Source organism: Roseateles sp. AC306, from assembly GCF_979253795.1.
On sequence record NZ_CEEDEB010000001.1, the window covers coordinates 819,044 to 844,208 of the forward strand.

A 25,165-nucleotide genomic window follows, 5' to 3' on the forward strand; every position below is an offset into this window, starting at 1 on the left:
GCTCCTTATTGCTGCGCCGGCGCCGAGGCGGCCGCGCTGGCGACCTTGCCCGACTTGGCGGCCACGATCTGCGCGGCGTCGCCCTCGCGCAGGTTGTCGAAGCGCGCGGCCAGCACCTGGGCCTCGGGCTTGAGGCCGTTCAGCACCTCGACGCGACCCTCGCGGGCATCGCTCCGGCCGGTCGTCACGACACGGCGCACCAGCGCGCCCTTCTCGATCATCCAGACCTGCTCCTGGCCGGAGTTCCGGCTGATGGCGGCGATAGGCACGGTCAGGCGCTGGGTGTCGTCCTGCAGCACGACCTTGGCGACGGCGTACTGACCGGCGCGGTAGAGCTCCTTGGGGTTGTCCAGCACCAGGGTCACGCCGATGGAGCGCGTGCCCGGCTCGGCGGCCGGCGCGATGCGGGCGATCTTGGCCTCGACCGGCTGGTCCACACCCTCCACCGTCACCTGCACGGCCATGCCCGGCTGCAGGCGGCTCACTTCATGCGTGCCCACCAGGCCGGCCAGTTCCAGCTTGGCCAAGTCGACGATGGACAGGATCTGCTGCTCCGCCGCCAGCTTCTCGCCAGGCAGCGCGTGGCGCTTGGCGACGACGCCGTTGATGGGCGAAACGAGCGCCGCCTGGCGCATCGTCACCTGGCTGGTGTCGAGCTGGGCCTTGGCGGCGTTCCAGTTGGCGCGGGCGGATTCATAGGCGGCGCGGGAATTGTCCAGCGCGGTCTGAGCGATGAAATTCTTGGCCGCCAAGTCTTCGTTCGTCTTGAGCGTGCGGGCCGCCTGGTCCATCTGGGCGCGCATCGCCTCGACGCTCGCGCCGCGCTCGGCGATCCGGTAACGCAGTTCCTCCAGGTCGACCTGGCCCAGCACCTGCCCTGCCTTCACGCGGCTGCCCTCGCCCACCGCCAGGTTCAGCAGCGTGCCGTTGGACTTGGCCCGCACGACGACCGAGCCAGGTGCCACCAGCGGGCCGCTGAACTCGATCTGGCCCGGCATGGCGGTGATCACGGGCTTGACGACCTCGCTGGCCACGAACTCCAGCGCCGGTTTGGCCTTTTCGTCACCGGGCTTCTTGGGGCCGTCGCCCTTGCTCGCCATGACCGCCACGCCGGCACCACCCACCAGCAGCACAACGGCTGCGATGCCACCCAATTTCACGGATTTGCGCATGACTCCCCCAGACACCTTCAGTTTCGAGACCTTTGCAGTCTAGAAATCTGCGGCTCGCCGCGCAGCGTCGGTGTGACGAAACGCGGTTTGTGGGGGCTGAGCTGCACCGGCCCGCGATCAGGCCGAACCCGCTGAGGGGTGCCGCCCGTGCCTCAGCGGAGAGAATGTCGCCCATGAGCACCGCCCCCCGCCCTCCGCAGCCCTATGAAGATTTCATGCGCCATGTGTTCGAGCATGGCGTGCAGAAAAGCGACCGCACCGGCACCGGCACGCGCAGCGTGTTCGGCCACCAGATGCGCTTTGACCTGGCCGCCGGCTTTCCGCTGGTGACGACCAAGAAGGTGCACCTCAAATCCATCGTGCTGGAGCTGCTGTGGTTCCTGCGCGGCGACAGCAACGTCAGGTGGCTGCAGGAACGGGGCGTGACGATCTGGAACGAATGGGCGCGCGAGGACGGCGACCTTGGGCCGGTCTACGGCGTGCAATGGCGCAGCTGGCCCACGCCGGACGGCGGTCACATCGACCAGATCGCCGACGTCGTCAAGACGCTCAAGACCAACCCCGACAGCCGCCGCATCATCGTCAGCGCCTGGAACGTGGCCGATCTCTCCAGGATGGCGCTGATGCCCTGCCATGCCTTCTTCCAGTTCTATGTGGCGGACGGCAAACTCAGCTGCCAGCTGTATCAACGCAGCGCAGACATCTTCCTGGGCGTCCCCTTCAATATCGCCAGCTATGCGCTGCTGACCATGATGCTGGCCCAGCAATGCGACCTGGCCCTCGGCGACTTCATCTGGACCGGCGGCGACTGCCACATCTATGACAACCATGTGGAGCAGGTGCAGACCCAGCTCGCCCGCGAGCCGCGTGCCTGGCCGACGATGACCATCAAGCGCCGGCCGGCATCGATCTTCGACTACGAGTTCGAGGACTTCGAGCTGAGCGGCTACGACCCGCATCCGGCGATCAAGGCGCCGGTGGCGGTATGAGCTCGATCACTTTGGTGGCTGCGGTTGCGAAGGACGGCGCCATCGGCCGCGACAACGCGCTGCTGTGGCGCATCCCCGAGGACATGGCGCGCTTCAAGGCCATCACGCTGGGCAAGCCCGTCGTCATGGGCCGCAAGACCTGGGATTCGATCCCCGCGAAGTTCCGCCCGCTGCCGGGACGGCGCAACCTCGTCGTCAGCCGCTCGACCACCGAGCTGCCCGGCGCCGAGGTCTTCGACAGCCTGGACGCTGCGCTGGCCGCCTGCGCCGAGCCCGAGGTCTGCGTCATCGGCGGCGGCGAGATCTACGCCCTCGCGCTGCCGCTCGCCGACAAACTGGCCCTGACCGAAGTGGACGCCGCCTTTCCCGACGCGGACCGGCATTTCCCGCCCTGGCCGCGCGAACAGTTCAGCGAAGTCGCTCGCGAGCCGCGCACCAGCGCGAACGGGCTGAGCTTCACTTTCGTCGACTACCTGCGCCAGGCTTGAGCCCGGGCCATCAAGCCGGCGCGCTGTCCACCTTGGCCAACCAGCGCTGGAAAGGCGCCACGACGGCGGCCGGCTGCTCCAGCGTGGTCATGTGGCCCGAGTCGGGCACCAGCACAAGCTCCACATCGCCCGGCAACAGCCGTGCCATTTCCTCGGCTCGCTCCGGCGGCGTGACCTTGTCTTCGCTGCCGCAGACCACCAGCGCCGGGCAGCGCAGTGCGGCCAGCACATCGCGCCGGTCCTGCCTGTCCATCGCCGCCTTCTGCTGGCGCACGAAGCCGGCCTCCCCCACGCTGCGCGCCATGCCCTCCAGCAGGCGTCGCAGCCCGGGGTCATCGGCATGCGCCGGGTGGAAGAGCTTGGCCGGGAATGGCGCGATCGCCTCGGCAAAGCTGCTGCTGCCTGAGACCAGGCCGTCGACGATGCGCTGGCGGTTCTGCCTCGCCTCTGCGCTGTCGGCCTGTGCACTGGTGTCGATCAGGGCCAGGCCGGCGACGCGATCCGGCGCCTGGCGGCACAGCTCCAGCGCGACATAGCCGCCCAGCGAGAAGCCGGCGACCGCGAAGGGCCCGTCGGGCATGTTGGCGATGGCGGCGGCCGCGAGGTCCGCCATGTTGTCGGCGATGTGCGTCTGGCCGATGACCACCAGGCGCTCACGCGACAGCGCGTGCAGGATCGGGTCCCACATGCGCCCATCGTTCATCAGCCCGGGCAGAAGCAGCAGTGGAGTGAGTGCCATGGAAGTCCTTCAGATGAGTCAGCGGGCAACGCTATCCGGGGCGCGCCATCGACGGTGTCGGACAAACGCCGTTTCAGCGGCCTACCGGCCAGGCTCGCAGGCGGCCTTCGTCTTGCCGGCGGCCCACTCGGTGGCCTGCTCAAGCAGCCTCAGATGGAGCGGGTCCGCGTAGGCCTCGGGCCGGTGGCCTATTGCCGAATAGAACGAACGCCCGCGGCCGACGCAGCGTGTCCAGGCGATGGGATGGTCGCCCATGGTCAGGTCGCCCGGCGCATAGGTCTTCTCGTCCAGCGTGGCCAGCACGCGCGCGCCGCTGGCCCGCGGGTTGTTCTTGAATGAATACCACTCGTCGCTCATCTGCCAGCCTTTGCCCAGGCCGGCGGCAATCGGGCTGGCGGTGTCTTCGACGACGACCTGCGCCTGCTGGAATTGCGGATCCATCGGATGGCCCTTGAAGCGCGCGCCGATCAGCGTGTCGACATACCAGTCCCAGAACGTCTCCGGGTCGCCGCCCGAGCCGTGGATGCCGACGAAGCCGCCGCCCCCTTCCACATAGGCCCGAAAGGCCGCCCGCTGCGACAGCGTCAGCACGTCGCCGCTGACGTTGTTCCAGATGACGGCGTCGAACTGGCGCAGGAAGGCCGGCGTCATTGCGCCGCCCTTGTTGGTGACGGTCAGCGACCAGCCGCGCCGCTGCGCCATCGCCTGGAAGGCCTCGCGCGCCGCCTGCACGGCCGGCCCGTGCAGGAAGCCGTTGACCTTCTCGAACATCAGCAGCCGGGGTGAGCCGGGCGGCACGCTGGCCTGCGGGAGGTCGTTGTCGTAGCGGGCGCAGCGGGCGATGCGGTCGGCGTCTGTCACGGCCACGGACCGGAGTGCCGCGTCCAGCTTTTCAACTGAAAAGCCGGGGCGGTTCGCCATGGAGCGCACGGTGACGATGACCGCGAAGCTGGGCACCTCCGTCTTCGCCATCCATTCAGGCACCGACCGCTCGGGCCACACGGCCAGTGCCTGAGGCGACAGCAGCACATCGATGAGGGGGCTGTCGACGGAAAAAGGTGCGTCGCGGAGCGGGCAGTCCGTCACCGGGCCAGCCTGCGCCGCACAGGCGAAGCCCGCGACAAACCATGCAGCGATGCCGCCGCGCCAAAACGTCCTGCCTGCCTTTGCCATCGATTCACTCCTTGCTTAAGAAACGCAGTGTGAATCAGAAGCGGCCCGACGGATGCCTACATGCGACGCCGCCGAGCCGCGCCGACCACCAGCGCCAGCAAGCCGGCGCCCAGCATGGCTGCCGATGCCGGTTCAGGCACGGCGGCCGCAGACACCTCCGCCGACCAATAGCTCGGCAGGTGCAGATACGGGTTGCCGCTCGCCATCGTGCCGTCCGTGATGTAGATGGCGCCCAGGCCGTGCTGCCTGGCCAGGGCCATCACCTCCTGCATCTGCGCCACTGTCATCACGGTGTGGACGATCGCCCCGGTGGATGCCGCATTTGTCAGGCCGCCCAGGAAAGAGCCGTTGATGAAGTCGCTGTACGAACCCTCGAAGCTCATCAGCGTGTTGGCCAGCGCCGTGTAGCCGGCGGTGGGCGCAACGCCCGGGTTGCCGACGATCTCCCAGCCGGGGTGCGCTGCTTTCAAGCCATTGCTGACGGTCTGATAGAACGGCAAGGCGTTCGGCTGGGTGGCCATCTCGTCGAGGAAGACGCCGTCGACGCCGTACCAGTTCGCATATTTCTGCGCATCGGCCAGCACCTCGCCCGTCGACCGCGTCGCCGGCACTTCGGCCGTGCAGTGGTTGACGCCGTAGCAGGTGTAGACATAGCCCAGCACCTTGCCGCCTGCCGCGCGAAAGCCGTTGACGGCTGTCACGTAGTCGCTGTTGGAGGCCGTGCCCGGCCCGTTGCCCGGGTTCATGATGGCCGTGACCTGCGCACCCTGTTGTGCTGCGGCGGTCAGCTGGTGCCACTCGTTGAGCGACGGCATCCAGGACGGATAGAAATAGGCCGGCACGATGATCTCGATGGCCGACGCGAAAGGCGCTGCGGTGGCGAGGGCCAGCGTGGCGATGAGGGTTTTCAAAGGTTTCATGGTCAGGTCTCCTGGTGTCAACGGACGGTCAACGTCGTCCCGGTGCGGAAGCCACCCAACGCCGCATCCCAGACCTGGGCCTTGGCCGCGTTGTCCGCATTGGCCGGGCGCACGCTGTAGCGGACGTCGGTGCTCAGCGATGCGGCGCCGTCGGGCAGGCTGAGCAGCAGGTCATAGGCACCCGCTGGCGTTCCTGCCGGCACGGTGAATGCCGTCGACACGGTGCTGGTGCTGTTGGGCAGCCAGGTCCGCGGGTCGACCGCCGGCAGCGAGATGCGCACGACGGCACCTGTGGTCTTGTGCTTGAGCAGCAGCTGCACCGCACGCGGGTTGAAGGCGCGCGCCCAGCCGCTGTTGCGCACCGTCATGAGGATGTCGCCCGACTGCCCCGCCGTTACCGCCGCGCTGTGCCGCAGCGTGGCCAGCTCGAAGCGGTAGCCGATGCTGCGCCTCACTTCAGCCATGCAGCCCTGCGCCTCCCACCTGGTGTGGAACAGCTCGCGGTAGTAGTCGTTGTTGAGGTAGCTCAGGCCGAACTGCCGACCCTCGGTCAGGATGTCGTTGCAGGTGGAGCGCGGCACCGCGTTCGACTCATCGGCGGGGTTGCAGGTCTCACCGCCAAAAGGCGCCACGCGCGACAGCGCGGCGATGTAGTTGCGCTCGGTCTGGCGGGTCGTGGCGTTCTCGCTGTAGGTGCCGACGTCGGTGGCCGAGGCCAGGAAGCAGTCGTTGTGCGCGCCGATGCGCGAGGCCGCCGAGCCGTCGCGCCAGCTCGGCACCTGCGGCGCCCATTCCATCAGATAGGCCGGGTAGCGCAGCTGCAGGAACCGGTCGGCCGGCAGCGCAGCGAGCAGCGCGTCGCGGATCTGCGTGCGCGGGCCGGCGGCCGTGAGGTTGTTGGACGAGGTGTGCCACTCGCCCCAGGCGCCGATGAAGCCGGCCTGCAGATAGGCGATGACGTCCGCATTGGCCGTCAGCACGGGCTTGAGCTGGTCGATGTGACCGAGCACGCGCGTGAGCGGCGCGTCCTTCACGTTCTGGTACTCGGTCTCGTTCTCCGGGTAGTTGTAGAGGAAGCGCGGCACGAGCTTCAGGCCGGCATTGCGCGCCATCGCGAAACGCTCCGTGAGCTGCGTGAGCAGGCTGGCCGGCAGCGCGCTGTTGGCATAGGCGTCCAGGCGCACGGCGGCGTAGACGACACGGTAGCCGGCCTGGAACTGCGCGTTGGCATCGGCCTGCGTCCACAGCAGCAGGTTGTCGGCCGCCCACACATACATGCCGCGCTCGGGATTCGCGATCTCTGCGGTGCTGACGGTGAAGCTCGTTTCGACCGGCGCGGGTGCCGGCGTTGGCGAGGGGCCGGGCGCGGGCGGCGGCGGCGGCGTTGGGGTGGGTGTGGCTGCCGTGAACCGCCAGGCCTGGCTTGCATTGCCGGTGTTGCAGGTCGCCACCGAAAAGCCGACCTGGCCGACCTGGACTGGCGCGGTCAGGCAGAGGTTGTTGGCCGCGAGCTTGAGCTGCGACGTCGAGCCGCCGGCCAGCGCCACCGACTGGAAACGTTGGCGCGTGTTGGTGGAAGAGCAGGTGTTGAGCTCCACGAACGCACCGGAGCTGCTGCCGGTGGCAGCCACGCACAGGTTGGCCTGGGCGTTCTTGAGGGTGACGATGGCGCTGCCCGTGCTGACCGGCGCGAGCGTGAAGTCCTGAAGCGCGCCGGCGTTGCACGTGGCCAGGCGGATGTCCCAGGTGTCCACCTTCGCCTCCATGCAGGCATTCAGCGCGTTGGCGACCACCGGCGACGCGGTTGCGGTGGCAGGCAAGGCGGCCAGCAGGGCCGAGCCGAGGCAGCCGGCGAGAGGGGCGCCAAGCTTCAACACGCGACGGCTGCGTGGCAGGGGGCAGGGGCTCATGGAAGGCATCTGGTTCTCCTCGATGGATCGGGCGTCAGGCCCGAAGGTTTGGGCACACAGTGCGCTGGACAGCGTGAACCAGGCCGCGTCAGCGCGAGCGCAGCCTGGGCACCGGCGCGACCGGTGCCAAAAGACAGTGCAGAGAAGGACGTGCCGCGCGACCGGGCTACTCGATGCGAGCCTCGCCCCAGGTCACGACGAGGGGGCCGGCGGTGTCGGCCCCGTGCTGGCGCGCAATCAGCTCGATCAGCTTCACGCCGCGCAAGTCGGCGCTGAGTTCGCGCGCCGGCTGGTTGAATTTCATCGGCACCGTGGAAGCGAGCTTGCGGCCATCGCCCCAGACCTCGAAGCTGACCGCAGCCGTCTTGCCGCGCGTGGAGTCGTCCACGCCCACTTTGGCCGTGAAGCGCTGCGGGTCGGCAGGCAGCTTGACTTGCAGCCGCGAGTCGGCCAACACGCCGAGCCCATGGCGAAACGCCTGGCGCTGCACGCTCAAGCCCTGGTCATACGGCGTCGAATCGGCGCGCGGGCCGCCCCAGCCGGCGTAGGCCGGGCGGGTGCCGCCGTTGTCGGTGGTGGACCAGGACGCCAGCGCGCGGTAGCCGATGGGGTCCTGCTCCAGCGCACGGATGCCGTCGCGCGCCACGTAGACGTTGCCCGGCCGCTCGGACAGGTAGTAGCCGCGTGGCAGCGCATGCTTGCCCGTCGCCGTGAACAGCAGCGCCTCGCGCGGTTGCAGCTCGAACTCGCGCCGGCCCGTGAGCGTGCCAGCGTCGGCACGCGCCCACGCATCGCGCAGCGCGATGGGCGCCGTCGCGTCCATCTTCAGGTGCTCGGCGGTCAGCGTGAACTTGGCGGCGGCGCCCGTGCGGTTGAACAGCAGCACCGCCTTGCGACCATCGGCGAGCGCCTTCACGAGGATCTGCCGGTCGCTGTCCGCATAGGCGATGACGCCCTGATGGCCAGCCGGGTCCTGGTTGATGGCGACCACCTCGGGCGCCCTCAGCACGTCGATCAGCGCGGGCGACGCCTTCGACAGGTCGGTGCCGATCATCAGCGGCGCGCTGACGATGGCCCACAGGCCCATGTGGGTGCGGGCCTCCAGCAGGTGACTGCCATCGAAGTCGCCGTTGCCGATCTCCAGCATGTCGGGGTCGTTCCAGCGGCCCGGGCCGGCGTAGAACTCGCGCGTGGCCACGGAGTCGAAGTTGTGGACCATCTGCGAAAAGCTGTTGGCGATGTCGCGGCTGCTGCGCCACATGGTGCCGTAGTCCTGGCCCCAACTTCTCACGTTGACGGTGCCCCACAGGCAGACCGACAGCACGTAGTCGCCACGCGGTCGTACGTCGTGCAAAGCCTGTTTGAGGCCGGCGTAGAGCACCTTGGTGCCATCGATGTCGGACTGGTTGATGTTGCCTTCGACGATGGTCGGCTTGTATTCGCGGTACTGGCCCGAGGCGACGTGCGGCCGGTCGCGGCCATAGGAGGACAGGCCGCAGCCGTCCACCTTCAGGTAGTCGAAATTCCACTCGCCGAAGAACAGGGCCACGTCCTGCTTCATGAACCCCATCAGGCCCACCTCGCGCTCGGCGTGTGTGCCCTCGGGCAGGTTGGGGCTGTCGGCGTCGTAGGCCTGCGAGCAGGCGTTGCGGCCGATGTCGGTGTAGATGCCGGCCTTCAGGCCCATCGCGTGGATCTTGTCGGTGAAGGGGCGCAGCGACGAGCCCTTGTCACCACCCGTCGCGGCGCTCGGGAACAGGCCCGTGCGCACCTGCAGCCGGCCGTCGCTCGTGCGGCGCTTCAGCCACCAGCCGTCGTCGACGTTGATGCTGCGGTAGCCGGCGTTGGCGAGGCCGGAGTCGACGATGACCTTGGCAGAGTCCAGCACCTTCTGCTCGGTGATGTCGACGCGGAAGGCGTTCCAGCTCGACCAACCCATGGGCGGCGTCGGCGCACTGCCGACCGGCTGGTGCTGCCAGCGGCCGGTGGCTGCCAGCGGCTGCTGGGCTTGCGCGGTGAAGGTCGCGGCAGCAAGGGCGAGGGCAAGCAGTTTCATGCGGCGGTGTCAGGCTTCAGGTTCAGCAGGCGGCCAAAGGCCGTGGGGACGTGGAAGTCGGGGCTGGCGGTCTTGGTCGGGCTCCAGGAGGAATAGACGCGGCCTGCTCCCTGCCCTTCCACGCGGAACAGGTTCAGGCGCCAGCCCTCGTCCGCGCCACCCGCACTCTGCATGGGTACAGCCAGCTCGGCCGTCCAGACCTTGTGCTTGGCGTCGACAACCGCCTTGGCACGGCTCTCGCCGACGAGGCGCTTCTTGCCAGAGGCCTCGACGGCGATCTCCAGCAGCAGGCCGTTGGGCGACACCTCCACCTCGCGGTAGCTCTTCAGCCCCGCACGGTCCGGCGCCTGCAGGAAGACCTCGACGACATCGCGCTCCCACAGCGGCCAGATGTCTGTCGCGGACCCTGCGCGCTCGAAGGTGGTCAGCGCCTCGTACTTGCAGATGAAGCGCAGGTAGAGCTGGCCTGGCGTCCGCAACAGTTGCACGCGGGTGGACTGCGGGCCGGCGAGCGCCTTGCCCTGCCAGTCGTGGCGGAAGAAGGTGGTGGGCGCGTCGGCCCACTGCGAGGCGATCGGGAAGCCGTCGGCGCCCACTCGGGACACCTTGCCGGCGAAGGCGACGGGCAGCGTGTCAGCGGCCTCGGGCCGGGCCTCGATGAGCAGGCTGTGCGTGAAGCGCAGGGGCAGCGTGGGCTTGTCGGCACTCACCACGCCAAGCGCCTTGCCGGTCAGCGAATCACGCAAGGTCCAGCGGCCATGTCCCAGACCGCGCAGCGTGACCGGGCCGTCCCACTGCTCCGCATAGAACGCAAAGTGCAGCGCCCCACCCTGCTCGACGACGTGGGTCTCCGGCTTGTCAAAGCCCAGGTCATACAGCTCGCCGCGGTAGCGGCCCTCGGCCAGGCGCTGGCGGTTGTAGAGGTCGACCCACTGGCGCCAATGCGCTTCGCGCTCGGGCGTCAGCAGGAAGGAGTCCTTGGGCTTGGGGTCCACCGGCCAGGTGAACTTGCTGGCCACCACGGCGCCGATGCCGACGCTGGACGCGAAGTCCTGCCCGCCGGTACTCAGCTCGACGTGGTCGCCGGCGTATGCGGACCACGGGCCCATCAGCGCCTTCAGCGTCTTGCCCTTGTGGCGCACCTGCCAGCTGGACAGCGGGTCGGACGCGGGCGCCTGGTCCATGAACGGCATGTTGTGGAAGGCATAGCTGGTGCCGCAGGGGCAGACCTCCACGACAGCCTCCGGGTTGGCCACGTGGGCCGTGTCGTGCATGACCTTGTAGAAGGTCGAGACGGCCTCGACCGACTCCTCCGGCCGCGCGTGCTTGTGCGCCGGGTTGAAGCACGGCGCCACGCCGTTGAGGTGCTGGCCGTCGACCTTGAGGCCGTCGAAGCCCCAGTCGCCGATGATCATCTTGATCGTGGCAGCCAGGCGCGCCTGCGTCTTCTCATAGGCGGGACAGAGGTAGAAGGCGTTCCACCACGTCACGTCCTGTGCCGCGCCGTCCTTGTCGAGCAGCAGCAGGTCGGTGTGGTCGTGCAGCTCGTCGCTGCCCGGCGCCACGGCCAGCGGGGCGATCCACAGGCGGGCCTTCATGCCGCGGGCGTGGATGTCGGCCACCAAGGCCTTGATGTCGTCCGCACCGCGTGGGAACTTGGCCAGGTCGGGCGTCCAGTCGCCGGTCTTCACCTGCCAGCCGTCGTCCAGCACGGCCCACTTGAAGCCCAGGGCCTGCACCTTGGGCAGCGTGGCGCGGACGAACGCCAGCGAGAAGTCGCGCTCATAGCCCCAGGCGCACCATTGCGCCTCGTAGGCGCTGGAGGGCGGCTCGGGCGCGGCCAGGCCCTGGGCGGCCATCAGGCGGCGGTAGCGGTCCAGCGGCACGAAGAAGTCGCCGCGGTGCACGGCGATGAAGCTGGGCGGCGTGGTGAGCACCTCGCCGGGCTTCAGCGTCTGCGGCGCATCGCTGCGCAGCGAGATGTCAACGGCATCACCGGCGGCCTTCACGGGCAGCGCAACCAGCTGCGGTTGAAGGGCCAGGTGGCCGATGGCGATGCCGATATCGCGGCGCCAGACATCCACGACCGGCGTGCCGCCGCCATAGTCGGACGCATTCATGCCCATGAAGTTGCGCTGCTCGAAGCCGCGCTTGACGGGCTGCACCCAGTCGCGGCGGTCGGCATGGCTGGCGCCGGAATAGGTCCACCACCCACCCGCGTGGCGCGGCGGCGCGGCCAGGCGGTGGGCGGCGTTGACCCAGGCGTCGATGGTGATCGGCTTGTCGCCGGCGTTCGTGTAGCTGACGTCCAGCAGCGCGACGCCGGGGTGTTCGTCCAGCAGCGTGACGGTGACGCGCTTCTCGATGCCTTCCTGCGAACGGCCGACGAGGCGCAGCGTCTGACCGGCGCCGAATGGCGTGACAGCCTTGCCCGGCTCGGCTTGCTGCAGCGTGAAGCGGCTCAGCGCCCTGCCCTTCACGACGAGATGCTCGCTCGCGTCGAAGCCGGTCAGCGTGACGGGCTGCTTGAACAACAGGCTGACGACGCGGCAGCGCATCTGCTCGTCGAACTGCAGGGACAGGGCAGCGTCCTGCACGCGCACATGGCCCTTGCCTTCGGCGGCCTGGGCGAGCGGCAGCTGCGACGCCAGCGGCGCGGCACCCAGCCATTGGAGGAATGCACGGCGAGCCGTCATCGCTTCGCTCCCCAGGCGCCGGGGAAGGCGCGCTCGGCGTTCGTGCGGTAGAGCTTGTCCACCACCGCGCGCGGCAGCGCCAGGCCCTGCACCGGCTTGTCGAGGTCGCTCACCTTGAAGCTGTCCGCCGTGTTGAAGTAGCGCCAGTGCATGCGCCACACGCCTTCGGCTTCCTTGCTCAGCTCAGCGCCGTCCTGGTCGGGCGCCTGGGCCATGTCGCTGCCGTAGAGGATGCGGTCCTGGTACTTGACGAAGAAGCGGCGCACGCGCTCGCGGTCCTTCTGGCTCTGGTATTGCAGCTGGCCGATGCGCGCCGCCACGTCCACCACGGCGGTGGGGAACTTGTCGAGGAAGGCGGCCAGCTCCCCCACGTCACGCTCCTGCGAAGCGAGGTGCACGCCAATGAAGCGCAGGCCCGGGTGGGCCGCCACCATGCGGTCGCGCGCGGCCATCTGCGCCTCCCAGCTGGGCATCTCGGGATGAAGGTGCATGTGGTACTGCGGATGGGCCTTGTAGTACTCGCGGTCATTGTTGACCGTCATCTTCTCCAGCGGCAGCCAGCAGTTGTGCGGCTCGCCCTGGTGGCCGAGCAGCGGAATGCCGCGCTTGGCGAAGTCGTCGAACAGCGGCGCGAAGCGGGCATCGTCGATCATGACCAGCTTGTTGTCGGCGCCCTTGAGACTCATGCCGATGTTCTTCCACACCTTCACGCCGACGGCGCCGGCCTTCAGCGCCGCGTCGATGCGCTGGCGCGTGGCGGGCAGCCAGGCGGGCTGGTCGGAGCCGTCGACCGAGAAGCTCGCGGCCCAGGCCACGTCCTGCGGGAACGCCTTCTGCAACTGGATCGCCACGCGCTGCTGGTCAGCGAGCGGCGGGAAGTCCGGGTAGTCGACGTTGATCGTCAGCACCTTGAAGTTCTGGCGCTTCGCGGCTTCCATGAAGGCCGGCGCCGGGTTGTGCAGGTGCAGGTGGACGTCGATCTTCGCGACGCGGCCGTAGTCGGCCATCGTGTAGCTCGTCTCGGCCGCCTGCGCGGAGGATAAAAAGGCCGCCCCGGCAAGCAGGGCGGCAACGGAGGAGACAAGGTTTCGCATCAGCAAATTCCGGATACATCGGGGCCAAGCGCGGGCCGCTCATTGAGCCGGCCCGCTTCGTTCCGCATCAGAACTTCAGACTAGCGCCCAGGGTGAAGGCGCGGCCGTAGCGGTAGTAGCCATTGGGCAGGCTGATGCTGCCGTTGCCCAGCTTGGGTGCCTGCACCGCGTCCGTCAGGTTGTTGCCTTCCAGGCTGATGCGCAGCCACTTGTTCACCTCGTAGGCCACCTGCGCCGTCACCCAGGTCGTGGCATTGGCCGTCTCGTTGAAGTTGGCACCCAGCACGTTGGTAGCGGTGACGAAGGCATCGGTATGGTCGGCCGTGGCGCTCATGCTCCATGGGCCCTTCTCGTAGACGACGCCGAACGATGCGGTCGCCGGTGCGATGCCTTCCAGCGCACGCTCCTCCCCGCCCACCCAGGCCCGCGACTTGTTGCGGGTGTACTGCGCCCGCACGCCGAAGCCGTTGTCGAACAGGTGCTGGAAACCGATCTCGAAGCCACGCGCCGTGGCCTTGTCGCCGTTGACGGGCCGCTGCACATTGAACAAGCGGCCGCCCGGCGCACCGATGTCCTGGCCCGCCAGCCAGAGGTTGGTGATCTGGTTCTTGATGTTCTTCTGGTAGACGGCGAAGGTCAGCGCCGAGTCCTTGCTGTAGTACCACTCCAGCGAGGCGTCGTACTGGCGGGCGCTGTAGGGCTTGAGCTCGGCGTTGCCGCTGTAGATCTGCGTGAAGTCGCCCCAGGAAATGCTGGCCGTCGTGCTTGACGGCGCGAGCTTGTCGACCGACGGCCGCGCCATGGTCTTCGCCGCACCCAGGCGCAGTTGCAGGTTGTCGGTGAACAGCCAGGTGAAGTTGACCGTCGGCAGCGCGAAGTTGTAGCTGGCCTCCTGGTTCAGGACGGTCGGCGTCGCATAGACGGCGGTGTAGTTGAAGGCGCCGTTCTCGATGATGTCGGTCAGCTTGGCGTCCCAGGCCTGCGAGGAGGTCTTGGTCTTCACGAAGCGCACGCCGACGTCCGCGTTCCAGCCGTCACCCGACAGGTCGGCCTGCACGAAGGCGGCCGTCGTCTTCTCCGTCACGCGGTAGCTTTCCAGCGGGTTCCAGGCCGGTCCGGACGCGGTCGAGCTGTAGACGCCGCCACCGGGGCGCGGCTTGCCGTCGTAGGCCTTCAGCGCCTCGGCGTAGTTGGCGATATCGAAGCCCAGGAAGCTGCGCGGGAAGTTGCCGCTGACGCCGCCCAGGAAGCCGTCGGGGCTGAACGTCTGGTTGATGACGTTGCCGCCCAGCGTGCCGACGTTGATCGCGTAGTTGCCCGAGTAGTGATCGGCGCCGGCATTGAAGGCGTTGTTGATCATGTCCCGCGACTTCTTGCGGTTGGTCTGGCTCAGGCCGAACTTCAGCTGGTCGATGTGGAAGCGGTCCAGCTTCCAGTCGAGGTTGGCCGTGGCGCCGCTGATCTTGTCGTCGATGTTGTCACCGGCGCGGCTGTAGTAGTGGGTGTTGAAGTCGCTGGCCTTGAACAAACCTTGCTCAAGGCCGGTCTGCAGGTCTCGGCCGTCGGCAAAGGTGGTCTTCACGTCAGGCACCGCCGAGCCGGTCAGCTGGATGCGCGTCGTGTTGGGCTGGTTCATGCGCAGCACGACGTAGCTGTCGTTGCCGCCGGAGTGGCGCTTCGACGTCGACTCGTAGATGTCGCCCGTCAACGTCAGCGTCGGCGAGAGCTTCCATTCCGCGTTGGCGCCGTACATCGCCGTGTCCACCACGCGGTACTCGGTCTTGTTCAGCAGCTCGGGGTTGAGCGCCAGCTCCGGGTCGGGGTTGGCCAGCGTGAAGTCGGTGACCACGCCGTTGCTGATCTTCATGTTGGACCAGCGGCCCGGCGCGTACAGCGGGTAGAACGACAGCTGGTAGCCGACCTGCGGCGAGTCCAGCCGCGTCTTGAAGCCGTCGACGACGACCTTCAGGTCGCTGCTCGGCCGCCACTCAACCTTGCCCGACAGCGCCAGGCGCTCCTTCTTCTCCATGATGGAGCCGAAGCGGAACTGCCCCGGCGCAATCAGGCCTTCCTCATCCAGGTCCAGCTGGCCATTGCCATTGGGGTCGATGTTGCCGCCCCAGGTGTTGCCCCAGGGCCAGAAGAGTTCCGGCTTGTTCGGCGCCGGGTTGCGGCTCCAGCCGCCGTCGTTGCCGGCCGTGTCGGTGCGCACGTCGCGCTTGGCGTAGACCACGCCCAGCAGCACGCCCCAGTCGTTGCCAAAGGTGTTGCTGTAGGTGCCCGACAGCTTGGTGCCGTTGAGGCTGCTCATCTGGTTGCGGTCGGCCTCCAGCCGCAGCAGGCCGCGCTGGCCCTTCTGGTCGAACGGGCTGGCGGAGCGCAGGTTCACCAGGCCGCCGATGGCGCCTTCCGTCAAGGATGCTTGTGCGGATTTGATGACGTCCGCGCCGTTGATGACGTCGGCGGGCAGCACGTCGTAGGCGAAGTAGCGGCCGGCGCTGTCCGTGCCCAGCAGGCGGTTGTTGAAGGTTGTCAGCGTGTAGTCGGGGCCCAGGCCGCGGATGCTGACCTTCTGGCCTTCACCGCCCGCCGTGCGCGAGATGGACACGCCGGTGATGTGGCTGAGCGAGTCGGCGACGTTGTTGTCCGGGAAGCGGCCCAGCTCGGTGGCGCTGATGCTGTCCTGAACGCCGGCGGCGTTGCGCTTCAGGGCCAGCGACTTCTGCAGGCTGGCACGGGTGCCGGTGACTTCCACGCGCTCCAGCGTGTCGATCTCGGCCTTGGGAGCAGCCTCCTGGGCCAGGGCGGGGGCGCCGAACGCCGCCAGGGCCAGCAGGCCGGCCACGGTCAGGGGGTGCAGCGCAAAGCCGGCATGGGCTTGCGCTGCGATGGCGGGGGGGTGCAGTCGAGGACTCATCGAACGGTTCCTTTTTGTGGCGCGGCTGCCGTCAGGGCAGCCAGAAGCAATCGGCTTGCAGGGGCCAGGGAAGCGCTTCCCCGGTTTGGGCTTGCCGGCTCAGGAAACTGTCCCGAACCGGCTTGCCGCAAGTCTACGAATTCTTTCGTTTGATTTCGTATATGGTTTTCACCGATGCCGAATGCTTTCGATGAATCATGCCACGAAAGGCTTCCATCGCGCTGACATAGAGGCGACGCCCAGAGCTATATCGACATTTAGGACCGACCTGCAAAATTTCGTATACGAAAACACCAACGGCGTTGTGTTTTCGTTTTCGTTCGTTTATGCTTTCACACGAAAGTTGGCCGCTGGTCATCCTGCAACCCGAAAGATGCTGCCCATGCAGAGCAAATGGCTCTTCCATGCCCTCTTCACGACCCTGCTCTGGGGCGTGTGGGGCGCCTTCGCCGGCCTGCCCGCCGGACACGGTTTCCCCGATACGTTGATCTATGTGGTGTGGGCGCTGACGATGGTCCCGCCCGCCGTCATCGTGCTGGCGCGCAGCGGCTGGCGCATCGAGCGCGACCGGCGCTCCGTAGTGCTCGGCCTGACCGTCGGCCTGCTCGGCGCGGGCGGCCAGATGCTGCTGTTCCGCGCGGTGCAGTCCGGCCCGGCCTATCTGATCTTCCCCATCGTGTCGCTGTCGCCGGCCATCACCATCGCGCTGTGCTTCGGCCTGCTGGGCGAGCGCACCGGCAAACTGGGCGTGGTGGGCATCGTGTTGGCGCTGTGCGCGCTGCCGCTGTTCGACCTGCAGCTCGGCGAGGGTGGCCAAGGCCTGGGCTTGTGGTTCGTGCTGGCTCTCGTCGTGCTGGCCGCATGGGGCCTGCAGGCCTACTTCATCAAGCTGGCGAACGCCGGCAGCAGCGCCGAGAGCATCTTCTTCTACATGACCGTCGGCGCGCTGGCCTGTGTGCCGGTGGCGCTGGCGATGACCGACTTCAGCCAGCCCATCAACTGGGGCTGGCAAGGCCCCGGCCTCGCGGCCGTGACGCAGGTGCTGAACGCCATCGGCGCGCTCACCTTGGTCTATGCCTTCCGCTACGGCAAGGCCATGGTCGTGTCACCTCTCGTCAACGCCGGTGCGCCGCTGTTGACGGCCGTGCTGTCCATGGCCCTCAGCGGCACCACGCCCAGCGGCGCCAAGCTGGCCGGCATCGCGCTGGCCCTGCTCGCCGCGCTGCTGCTGGCGCTGCAACCCGAAACCCCCGCCCCATCTGCCCAAGGAGAAGCGGCATGAAGCTCATGCTCGACCTCGTGCGCCGCCACAAGCGCGCACGCCCCACTGAACACGCCGCCATCGGCATCCCGTCCGTTTGCTCGGCCCACCCCGTCGTCATCGCCGCCACGTTGCGCGAATGCGCCGCGCAAGGCCGGCCCGCCCTTATCGAGGCGACGTCCAACCAGGTCAACCAGGACGGTGGCTACACGGGCATGACGCCAATGGACTTCCGCCGCTACGTGATGGACATGGCCGCAGCGGAAGGGCTGGCGCCCGAACTGCTGCTGCTGGGCGGCGACCACCTGGGCCCCAATGCCTGGCGCAAGCTGACGGCCGATGCCGCCATGGCCAAGGCGGAAGTGATGGTGGCGCAGTACGTGGCAGCCGGTTTCCGCAAGATCCACCTGGACTGCTCCATGAGCTGCGCCGGCGATCCCGTGCCGCTGCCCGAACCCGAGATCGCCGCCCGCGCCGTGCGCCTGTGCCATGCGGCCGAGCAAGCCTGGCGGGATGCACCGGACCGCGGTGACCCGCCCGTCTACGTCATCGGCACCGAAGTGCCCGTGCCGGGTGGCGCGCACGAGGACCTGGGCGAGCTGGCCGTCACCTCGCCCGAGGCCGCCGCCGCCACGCTGGAACTGCACCGCCACGCCTTCGCACGCGCCGGGCTCGACCTGGCCTGGGAACGCGTCGTCGCCATGGTGGTGCAGCCCGGCGTGGAGTTCGACCACCACAAGGTCATCGACTACCGCCCCGAGAAGGCGCAGGCCTTGAGCGCCTTCATCGAAAGCCAGCCCGGCCTCATCTTTGAAGCCCACTCGACCGATTACCAGACGCCCGAGCGCCTGGCCCAGCTGGCCCGCGACCATTTCGCCATCCTCAAGGTCGGCCCCGGCGTGACCTTCGCGCTGCGCGAGACGCTGTGGGCACTGGCCGCCGTCGAGCGCGAGTGGGTGGGCAAGGGCGAAGGCCTGGTGGCCACGGTGCTGGGCGTCATGCGCGAAGAGCCCGAGCATTGGAAGGGCTACTACCAGGACCCCGCCCGGCTTACCGTCGACCTCGCCTACAGCTTGAGTGACCGCATCCGCTACTACTGGGCCCACCCCGCCGTGCGCGAAGCCTGCCGAACCATGCTGGCCCGCCTGGACGCCACGCCGCCGCCGCTGACGCTTCTCAGCCAGTACCTGCCGCGCCAGTACGAAGCGGTGCGCGACGGCCGGATCACCACCGGCACCGACTCGTTGCTGCGCGACGGCACCGTCCAAGCCCTGCGCCCCTATCTCCATGCCTGTGCAGCTTGATTGATCTCGACATGACCCTGCTCCATCTCGACCCCACCGACCTCGACCACCGGGGCGCTGCCCACACCGCCCGCGAGATCGCTCATCAGCCAGCTGTGTGGCAGACGGTCCACGCCCAACTGCAGGCCGAGCGCCCTGCCCTCGATGCCTTCCTGGCGCCGCTGCTGGCCCTGCCCGACCTGCGCATCGTGCTGACGGGCGCCGGCAGCTCTGCCTTCATCGGCCAGTGCATTGCGCCGGCCCTGCTGCGCCACTTCGGCCAGCGCGCCGGCATCCGCATCGAAGCGGTGGCCACGACGGACATCGTCTCCAGCCCCGAGCAGTGCCTGCAGCCCGAAGTGCCGACGCTGCTGGTGTCCTTCGCGCGCTCCGGCAACAGCCCCGAGAGCCTGGCCGCCGTGGAGCTGGCCGACCGCCTCGTCAAGACCTGCCACCACCTCGTCGTGACCTGCGCGGCCGCCGGCACGCTGAACCAGCGCCTGGCCGGCAAGCCCAATGTCCATGTGCTGCTGTTGCCCGACGAGACGCATGACCGCGCCTTCGCCATGACCTCCAGCTTCACCGGCATGCTGCTGGCCGCCGCCTGGGCCTTCAGCCTGGCACTGCCGTCGGTCACCTCGCTGGCGCAAGCCGCGCAGTCGCTCGCGGACCGCGAGACGGACCGCCTGTATGCGCTGGCCGAGCAGCCGTTTGAGCGCGTCGTCTACCTCGGCAGCAACACGCTGCTGGGCCTGGCCCGCGAAGCCGCGCTGAAACTGCTGGAGCTGACCGACGGCAGGCTCGTGGCGCTGGCCGATTCCACGCTGGGCTTTCGCCACGGACCCAAGACCATCCTGAACGACAGCACCCTCGTCGTCATCTTCCTGTCCAACGACCCCTACACGCGCCAGTACGACCTGGACCTGCTGCAGGAACTGCGCCGCGAAGGCCGCGCCCGCGTGCTGGCGCTGCGCACCGACGCCGCCGGCCATGCCGACGACGTGACCCTCGCCCTGCCCACCTCGGCACCCGACTTGGCCCTGGCGCCGGTCGCCCTCGTCTTCGCGCAATGCCTGGCCCTGCTCGCATCGCTGCAGCGCGGCATCACGCCCGACAACCCCAGCGCCTCGGGCACCGTCACCCGCGTCGTCAGCGGTGTCACCATCCATCCCCTGACGCAACCACATCAGCGAGGATGAGCGCGATGTTTTTAGGCATAGACGGCGGCGGCACCAAGACCGCCTTCGTCCTCATCAGCGCGGACGGCAGCCTGCTCGCGCGCCACGAGTCGACGACGAGCTACTACCTCGAGATTGGCTTCGACGCGCTGCGCACGCTGCTGCATGACGGTGTTCAAACTGTGCTCGGTCAGGCCGGCGTGCCCGCGTCTGACATCGCCCATGCCTTCGCCGGCCTGCCCGCGCACGGCGAGGACAGCGCGCTGCTCGCGCCATTCGACACGCTGCTGGCCGGCCTGCTGCCGCGCAGCACCGTCGGCAACGACATGGTCTGCAGCTGGGCCGGCTCGCTGGCGGGTGCTGACGGCATCAGCCTGGTCGCCGGCACGGGTTCCATCGCCTATGGCGAATGGATGGGCCGCAGCGCGCGCTGTGGTGGCTGGGGCGAGGTCTTCGGCGACGAGGGCTCGGCCCACTGGCTGGCGCGCGAGGTGCTGGCGCTGTTCTCACGCATGGCCGACGGCCGCGCCGAACCCGGCGCGCTGATGGACCTGGTGCGCGCGCATTTCGGCCTGAAGCACGACCTCGACGTCTGCGCCGCCATCAACGGCAGCGCCGCGCGCAGCCAGTTCGCGCAGGTTGCCCGCCTGGCCACAGCCGCCGCCAAGGCCGGTGACACGCAGGCCCGCCAACTGCTCGTGCGCGCAGGCGACGAGCTGGCGGCGCTGGCGGCGGGCGTGGCTCGCAACCTCGGCGTGACGGGCATCCGGGCCGTGCCCGTGTCCTACTCGGGCGGCGTGTTCGCGGCGGGCGAACTGGTGTTGGGCCCGCTCAGCGCAGCCCTCGCCCGCCGCCTGCCCGGTGCCGTGCTGAAGACGCCGCGCTTCGGCCCCGAACTTGGCGCCGCGCTGTACGCCGCGCGACTGGCCGGCCAGTCGCTTGCACCCGCCGCATTGGCCAGGCTCGGCTGAGCTTCTCGTCGATATCATTCGAAAGTCGGCTCCGCCTCTCGACCCCTTCATGCCCGCCCCCACCACCTCCCCCGCGAAAACCGAAAGCCCGCTGCTCATCGACGAGCGACGCCGGCTCATCCGCGAGCTGGTGCAGAGCCAGGGCCGCGTCACGGTGGAAGAGCTGGCCGAGCGCTTCGGCACTTCGGTCGTCACCATCCGCAGCGACCTGAACTCACTGGCGTCCACCGGCGCCGTGCTGCGCACCCACGGCGGCGCGCTGGCCCAGCGTGACACCGAGGAAGTGCCCATCGGCGTGAAGCAGAAGCTGCGCCACGAGCAGAAGGTGCGCATCGCCGCCGAGGCCGTGCGCCTGATCCGCGACGGCGAGACCATCCTGCTCGACTCGGGCTCCACCACTGAAGAGATCGCCAAGCAGATCCGCGGCCTGAAGCTGACGTCGTTGAACGTCATCACCAACGCGCTGAACATTGCCGGCCTGCTGGCCACGGTGCCGCACGTCACCCTCATCATGCCGGGCGGCCAGCTGCGGCCCAACTCCTACTCGCTGTCGGGCCCGCAGGCCGTGGCCGCGCTGCAAGGCCTGTACGCCGACCGCCTCTTCCTGGGCGTCGACAGCCTGGACCCCGACATCGGCCTGATGACGCCGCACCTGCTGGAGGCCCAGCTCAACGCGCAGATGATGAAGATCAGCCGCCAGGTGGTGGCCGTGGCCGACGCCTCCAAGCTCATGAAGCGCAACCTCTCCGTCATCGCGCCGGTGGAACAGCTGGACATGCTGATCACCGACAGCGGCGCCGACCAGGCCATCGTCGATCAGCTGCGCGGGCGCGGCATCGAGGTCGTGCTGGCCTAGTTCACCGCTGACGGGCAGACTTGTCGCGCTTGCTGGTCAACTGCGGCAGCACCATCGCGCCGACAAGCAGCGCGCCGACGACGAGGGTCATCACCATGCCGGACACATTCAGCATGCCCAGCGCGAAGGTGAAACCGCCCAGCAGCACGGTCGCCAGCAGCACGCCGACGATGCTGCCGCGCCCGCCGTTGATCGCCACGCCGCCGAGGATGACCAGGGTGATGGCTTCCAGCTCCCAGCCCATGGCGAGGTTGGGCCGGGTGCTGCCGATGCGGCCGGTCAGCTGCACCGCCGCCAGCGACGCCATCACGCCCGCCAGCGTGAACAGCCCCAGCCGGTAGCGCTGCACCGCAATGCCCGAGAAGCGCGCCGCCACGGGGTTGGCGCCGATGGCGTAGATGCGGCGGCCATGGACCGTGCGGTGTTGCAGCAGGATGAAGGCCACGGCCACGGCGAGCATGACGCCAAACTCGATCGGCACGATCAGCCAGGGCAGGCCCGCCAGGTCGCCCAGCGTGCCGTTGCCCCACTGGCTCAGCCACTCCGGATAGCCGGTGATGGCCTGGTCGCCCAGCAGCACCAGCGCCAGCCCGCGGTACAGCGACAGCGTGCCGATGGTGACGACGATGGAGGGCAGCTGCCAGCGCGTGACCAGCCAGCCGTTGAGGGCGCCGCAGGCGATGCCGCAGCCCAGGGCGGCGGCCAGCATGCCGACAGCGCCCGCACCGGCCTGCATCGCATGGCCCATGGCCAGCGAGCACAGCGCCATGGTCGCGGCAATGGACAGGTCGATCTCGCCGGCGATGATCAGCAGCGCCATGGCGAGCGCGATCAAGGCTTTCTCCGACATGTTGGTCGTGCTGTCGGCCACGGCATAAGGCGACGCGAAGCCGTCGATGCCCAGCCCGAAGCCGACGTAGACGGCGACGATCAGCGCCATCAGCACCCTTTCCCAGGAACCCCAGGCTTTCATGGCGTTCGCCTTTCCAGGATCTGCTGCCCCGGCTGGCGCTGCACCCGCGAATTCAGCAGCACCGACACCAGGATGACCGCGCCGGCAATCGCCTGCTGCCAGAACGGCGAGACGTGGATGACCGGCAGCGCCGCATTGATGACGCCGATGAACAGCACGCCCAGCAGCGCCCCAGCCACCGTGCCGACCCCGCCTGCGATGCTGACGCCGCCGATGACGCAGGCTGCGATCACGGTCAGCTCGAAGCCGGCGGCCAGCTCGGTGAAGGCAATCGCATAGCGCCCGACCCAGAGCACGCCGGCGAGCCCGGCCAGCGCGCCCGACAGCGTGTAGGCCAGCCGAACGCGTTGCGCCACCGGGATGCCGACGACCCGCGCCGCAGCGGGATTGCCGCCGCAGGCGTAGAGGTCACGTCCTTCCCGGCGCCACCGCAGCAGCCACCATCCCAGCGCTGCGACCACCGCCGCCAGCCACACCAGCAGCGGCAGCCCCAGCAGCTCCGCGCGAGGCAGCGCCTTGATGGCCGGGTGGATGTCCTGGTCGTTGACCCAGGCGCCGCCGCTGACGAGATGGATGGCGCCGCGATACACCGACATCGTGCCCAGCGTGACGACGATGGGCGGCAGCTCGAAGCGCGTGATCAGCCAGCCGTTGAGAGCGCCGAGCCCTGCGCCGAGTGCGAGCGCCAGCAGGATCAACACAGGCGCGCCTACCCCGGGTAAGAGCTTGCCGGCCAGCGCCACCAGCATGCCTGTCAGGGCCAGGTTGGACGCCACGGACAGGTCGATACCGCGCGTGAGCAGAACGGGCATCTGGCCGATGACGAGGATGGCGAGCAGCGCCGAATCGTTGGCGATGTCCAGCGCATTGCGCGGCGTGAGGAACACAGGGGCCCGCAAGCCCACGGCCAGAGTGATGGCCACGATGACGGCGGCCAGCGCCCAATCTCGCCGCGTCATGCGGCTTGCCTGCTCAGGCCGGAAGCCGCCGCCACGATGGCTTCTGCATCCGCCTCGCCGCGCTGGAACTCGGCGACCTGCCTGCCGCGCCGCATGACGATCACGCGATGGGCCAGGTGCATCACTTCGGGCAGTTCGGACGACACCAGAATGACAGCCAGCCCCTGCGCCACCATCTCCGCCACCAGTTGATAGACGGCCTGCTTGGCGCCGACGTCGATGCCCTTGGTGGGCTCGTCCAGGATGACGATGCGCGGGTGCAGCCCCAGCCACTTGCCGATGACGACCTTCTGCTGGTTGCCGCCCGAGAGGCCGGCCAGCGGCGTGTCCTGGCTCTCGGTCTTGATCTTCAGCCGCTCAATCAGCCGCTGCGCCAGCGCGCTCTCGCGCACGGCAGACAGCCAGGGGCCGCGCGAGACCTGGCCGTTCACCGCATGCCGGGGTCCGGCCAGCGCGGCGAGGCTGAGGTTGTGCCGCACCGAGAAATCGAGGATGCCGCCCTGGCGCTGGCGCTCCTCGGGCACATAGGCGAGGCCCAGAGAGATCGCGTCGGCCGCATCACGGATGCGCCTAACTTGGCCATCGATGGTGATGCTGCCCCGCGCCAGCGGTTTGAGGCCCATCAGCGCCAGCATGACCTCGCTGCGACCCGCGCCGACGAGGCCGTAGAAGCCCAGGATCTCGCCGCGCCGCAGCGCAAAGCCGATGCCGTCGAACTCCGTCGGGTGGCTGAGGTCGCGCGCCTCCAGCACGACCTCGCCCGGCAGCGTGTCGACACGCGGGTAGACCTGCTCGATGCTGCGGCCGGCCATCAGGCGCAGCAGCTCCGGCTCGCTGGCCTCCTGCATGCGGCCGCTGCCCACCGAGGCGCCATCGCGCAGCACCACGTAGTTGTCGCAGACGGCGAACAGCTCATCGAACTTGTGCGAGATGAACAGCACTGCCACGCCACGCGCCAGCAGGCCGCGCACGAGGCCGTAGAAATCGCGGATCTCGGCCTGCGACAGCGCGGCGGTCGGTTCGTCCAGGATGACGACGCGGGCCTGGTGCGACAGCGCCCGCGCGATCTCGATCAGGTGGCGCTGCGCCAAGCTGAGCTGGCTGACCGGCGTGGTGGCGGCAAAGCCCGCACCCACCTCGTCCAGCACCTGCTGGGCCAGCCGGTTCATCGTCGCCCAGTCGACCACCCGCAGGCCCGCCGGCCCGCGCATGGGCTGCCGGCCGATGAAGATGTTCTCGGCCGCCGTCAGCTCCTCGAACATCACCGTTTCCTGGTGCACGGCGACGATGCCCGCCGCTTGCGCCGCATGCGTGTCTTGCAGGCGCAGCGGCTGGCCGTCCAGCCACAGCTCGCCTTGGTCGGCCTGATGCACGCCGGTCAGGATCTTGACCAGCGTCGACTTGCCCGCGCCGTTCTCGCCAATGACGGCCAGCGCCTGACCGGGTCTCAGTTCAAGGTCGACGCCGCGCAGCGCATGCGTCGGGCCGAAGCGCTTGTGGATGCCGCGCAGGCTGAGCACGGCGGCAGGA

The 25,165-nt window shown here is 68.6% G+C and carries 19 protein-coding genes; 7 read left to right on the forward strand and 12 right to left on the reverse strand.

The window, feature by feature from the left end; translation table 11 throughout:
* Positions 1-5: 5 nt before the first annotated feature.
* A complete protein-coding gene (locus AC0IZJ_RS03460; protein ID WP_471846669.1) occupies positions 6-1,172 on the reverse strand; it encodes an efflux RND transporter periplasmic adaptor subunit in 1,167 nt (388 codons plus the stop codon).
* 173 nt (positions 1,173-1,345) lie between these two features.
* On the opposite strand from AC0IZJ_RS03460, the gene AC0IZJ_RS03465 reads away from it, so the two are divergent.
* Positions 1,346-2,161 (forward strand): thymidylate synthase, encoded by an 816-nt coding sequence (locus AC0IZJ_RS03465; RefSeq protein ID WP_471846671.1) that lies wholly within the window; start codon positions 1,346-1,348, stop codon positions 2,159-2,161.
* The gene (locus AC0IZJ_RS03470) at positions 2,158-2,649 is read left to right on the forward strand and encodes a dihydrofolate reductase (protein WP_471846673.1); all 492 of its coding nucleotides are present in this window, start codon (positions 2,158-2,160) and stop codon (positions 2,647-2,649) included. Before AC0IZJ_RS03465 ends, AC0IZJ_RS03470 begins: the two co-directional genes overlap by 4 nt.
* A 10-nt stretch (positions 2,650-2,659) precedes the next feature.
* On the opposite strand, the gene AC0IZJ_RS03475 is transcribed toward AC0IZJ_RS03470, so the two are convergent.
* The 8 genes from AC0IZJ_RS03475 to AC0IZJ_RS03510 form a co-directional block, all read right to left on the reverse strand.
* Positions 2,660-3,388 carry an alpha/beta fold hydrolase gene (locus tag AC0IZJ_RS03475; protein WP_471846675.1) on the reverse strand — a complete coding sequence of 243 codons (729 nt, stop codon included), beginning with the start codon at positions 3,386-3,388 and terminating at the stop codon, positions 2,660-2,662.
* Between the two features lie 81 nt (positions 3,389-3,469).
* A complete protein-coding gene (locus tag AC0IZJ_RS03480; protein WP_471846678.1) occupies positions 3,470-4,561 on the reverse strand; it encodes a ThuA domain-containing protein in 1,092 nt (363 codons plus the stop codon).
* A 56-nt stretch (positions 4,562-4,617) separates the two neighbouring features.
* Positions 4,618-5,481, reverse strand: coding sequence for a spherulation-specific family 4 protein (locus tag AC0IZJ_RS03485; protein ID WP_471846680.1), 864 nt, complete (start codon positions 5,479-5,481; stop codon positions 4,618-4,620).
* A 17-nt stretch (positions 5,482-5,498) separates the two neighbouring features.
* Entirely contained in the window at positions 5,499-7,391 is a 1,893-nt protein-coding gene (locus AC0IZJ_RS03490; RefSeq protein WP_471846682.1) for a DUF4832 domain-containing protein, read from the reverse strand.
* A 166-nt stretch (positions 7,392-7,557) separates the two neighbouring features.
* Complete coding sequence (locus AC0IZJ_RS03495; protein WP_471846684.1) at positions 7,558-9,447, reverse strand: NPCBM/NEW2 domain-containing protein; 1,890 nt, start codon at positions 9,445-9,447, stop codon at positions 7,558-7,560.
* Positions 9,444-12,143 (reverse strand): alpha-galactosidase, encoded by a 2,700-nt coding sequence (locus AC0IZJ_RS03500; RefSeq protein WP_471846686.1) that lies wholly within the window; start codon positions 12,141-12,143, stop codon positions 9,444-9,446. The genes AC0IZJ_RS03495 and AC0IZJ_RS03500 overlap by 4 nt, the downstream gene beginning before the upstream one ends.
* Entirely contained in the window at positions 12,140-13,237 is a 1,098-nt protein-coding gene (locus tag AC0IZJ_RS03505; RefSeq protein WP_471846688.1) for an amidohydrolase family protein, read from the reverse strand. Before AC0IZJ_RS03505 ends, AC0IZJ_RS03500 begins: the two co-directional genes overlap by 4 nt.
* 67 nt (positions 13,238-13,304) lie before the next feature.
* Positions 13,305-16,154 carry a TonB-dependent receptor gene (locus tag AC0IZJ_RS03510; protein ID WP_471846690.1) on the reverse strand — a complete coding sequence of 950 codons (2,850 nt, stop codon included), beginning with the start codon at positions 16,152-16,154 and terminating at the stop codon, positions 13,305-13,307.
* A 382-nt stretch (positions 16,155-16,536) separates the two neighbouring features.
* Here AC0IZJ_RS03510 and AC0IZJ_RS03515 point away from each other — a divergent pair, with 382 nt between their 5' ends.
* The 5 genes from AC0IZJ_RS03515 to AC0IZJ_RS03535 are packed head-to-tail and all read left to right on the forward strand — an operon-like array spanning position 16,537 to position 21,703.
* Entirely contained in the window at positions 16,537-17,436 is a 900-nt protein-coding gene (locus AC0IZJ_RS03515; protein ID WP_471846692.1) for an EamA family transporter, read from the forward strand.
* Positions 17,433-18,719, forward strand: a complete 1,287-nt coding sequence (locus tag AC0IZJ_RS03520) for a D-tagatose-bisphosphate aldolase, class II, non-catalytic subunit (RefSeq protein WP_471846694.1) — start codon at positions 17,433-17,435, stop codon at positions 18,717-18,719. Before AC0IZJ_RS03515 ends, AC0IZJ_RS03520 begins: the two co-directional genes overlap by 4 nt.
* Before the next feature lie 11 nt (positions 18,720-18,730).
* Positions 18,731-19,897, forward strand: a complete 1,167-nt coding sequence (locus AC0IZJ_RS03525; RefSeq protein WP_471846696.1) for an AgaS family sugar isomerase — start codon at positions 18,731-18,733, stop codon at positions 19,895-19,897.
* Positions 19,898-19,902: 5 nt separating this feature from the next.
* Positions 19,903-20,847, forward strand: a complete 945-nt coding sequence (locus tag AC0IZJ_RS03530) for an N-acetylglucosamine kinase (protein ID WP_471846698.1) — start codon at positions 19,903-19,905, stop codon at positions 20,845-20,847.
* Positions 20,848-20,896: 49 nt separating this feature from the next.
* On the forward strand, positions 20,897-21,703 hold the full coding sequence (locus tag AC0IZJ_RS03535; protein WP_471846700.1) for a DeoR/GlpR family DNA-binding transcription regulator: 807 nt from the start codon (positions 20,897-20,899) through the stop codon (positions 21,701-21,703).
* Between the two features lies 1 nt (position 21,704).
* Here the strand turns inward: AC0IZJ_RS03535 and AC0IZJ_RS03540 are convergent, their stop codons facing one another.
* From AC0IZJ_RS03540 to AC0IZJ_RS03550, 3 genes are read right to left on the reverse strand one after another with little or no spacing between them, the layout of a single operon-like run.
* Positions 21,705-22,676: an ABC transporter permease gene (locus AC0IZJ_RS03540; RefSeq protein WP_471846702.1), complete on the reverse strand. Its 972-nt coding sequence runs from the start codon at positions 22,674-22,676 to the stop codon at positions 21,705-21,707.
* Positions 22,673-23,635, reverse strand: coding sequence for an ABC transporter permease (locus AC0IZJ_RS03545; protein WP_471846704.1), 963 nt, complete (start codon positions 23,633-23,635; stop codon positions 22,673-22,675). The genes AC0IZJ_RS03540 and AC0IZJ_RS03545 overlap by 4 nt, the downstream gene beginning before the upstream one ends.
* Positions 23,632-25,155, reverse strand: coding sequence for a sugar ABC transporter ATP-binding protein (locus AC0IZJ_RS03550; RefSeq protein WP_471846706.1), 1,524 nt, complete (start codon positions 25,153-25,155; stop codon positions 23,632-23,634). The genes AC0IZJ_RS03545 and AC0IZJ_RS03550 overlap by 4 nt, the downstream gene beginning before the upstream one ends.
* Between the last annotated feature and the right edge of the window lie 10 nt (positions 25,156-25,165).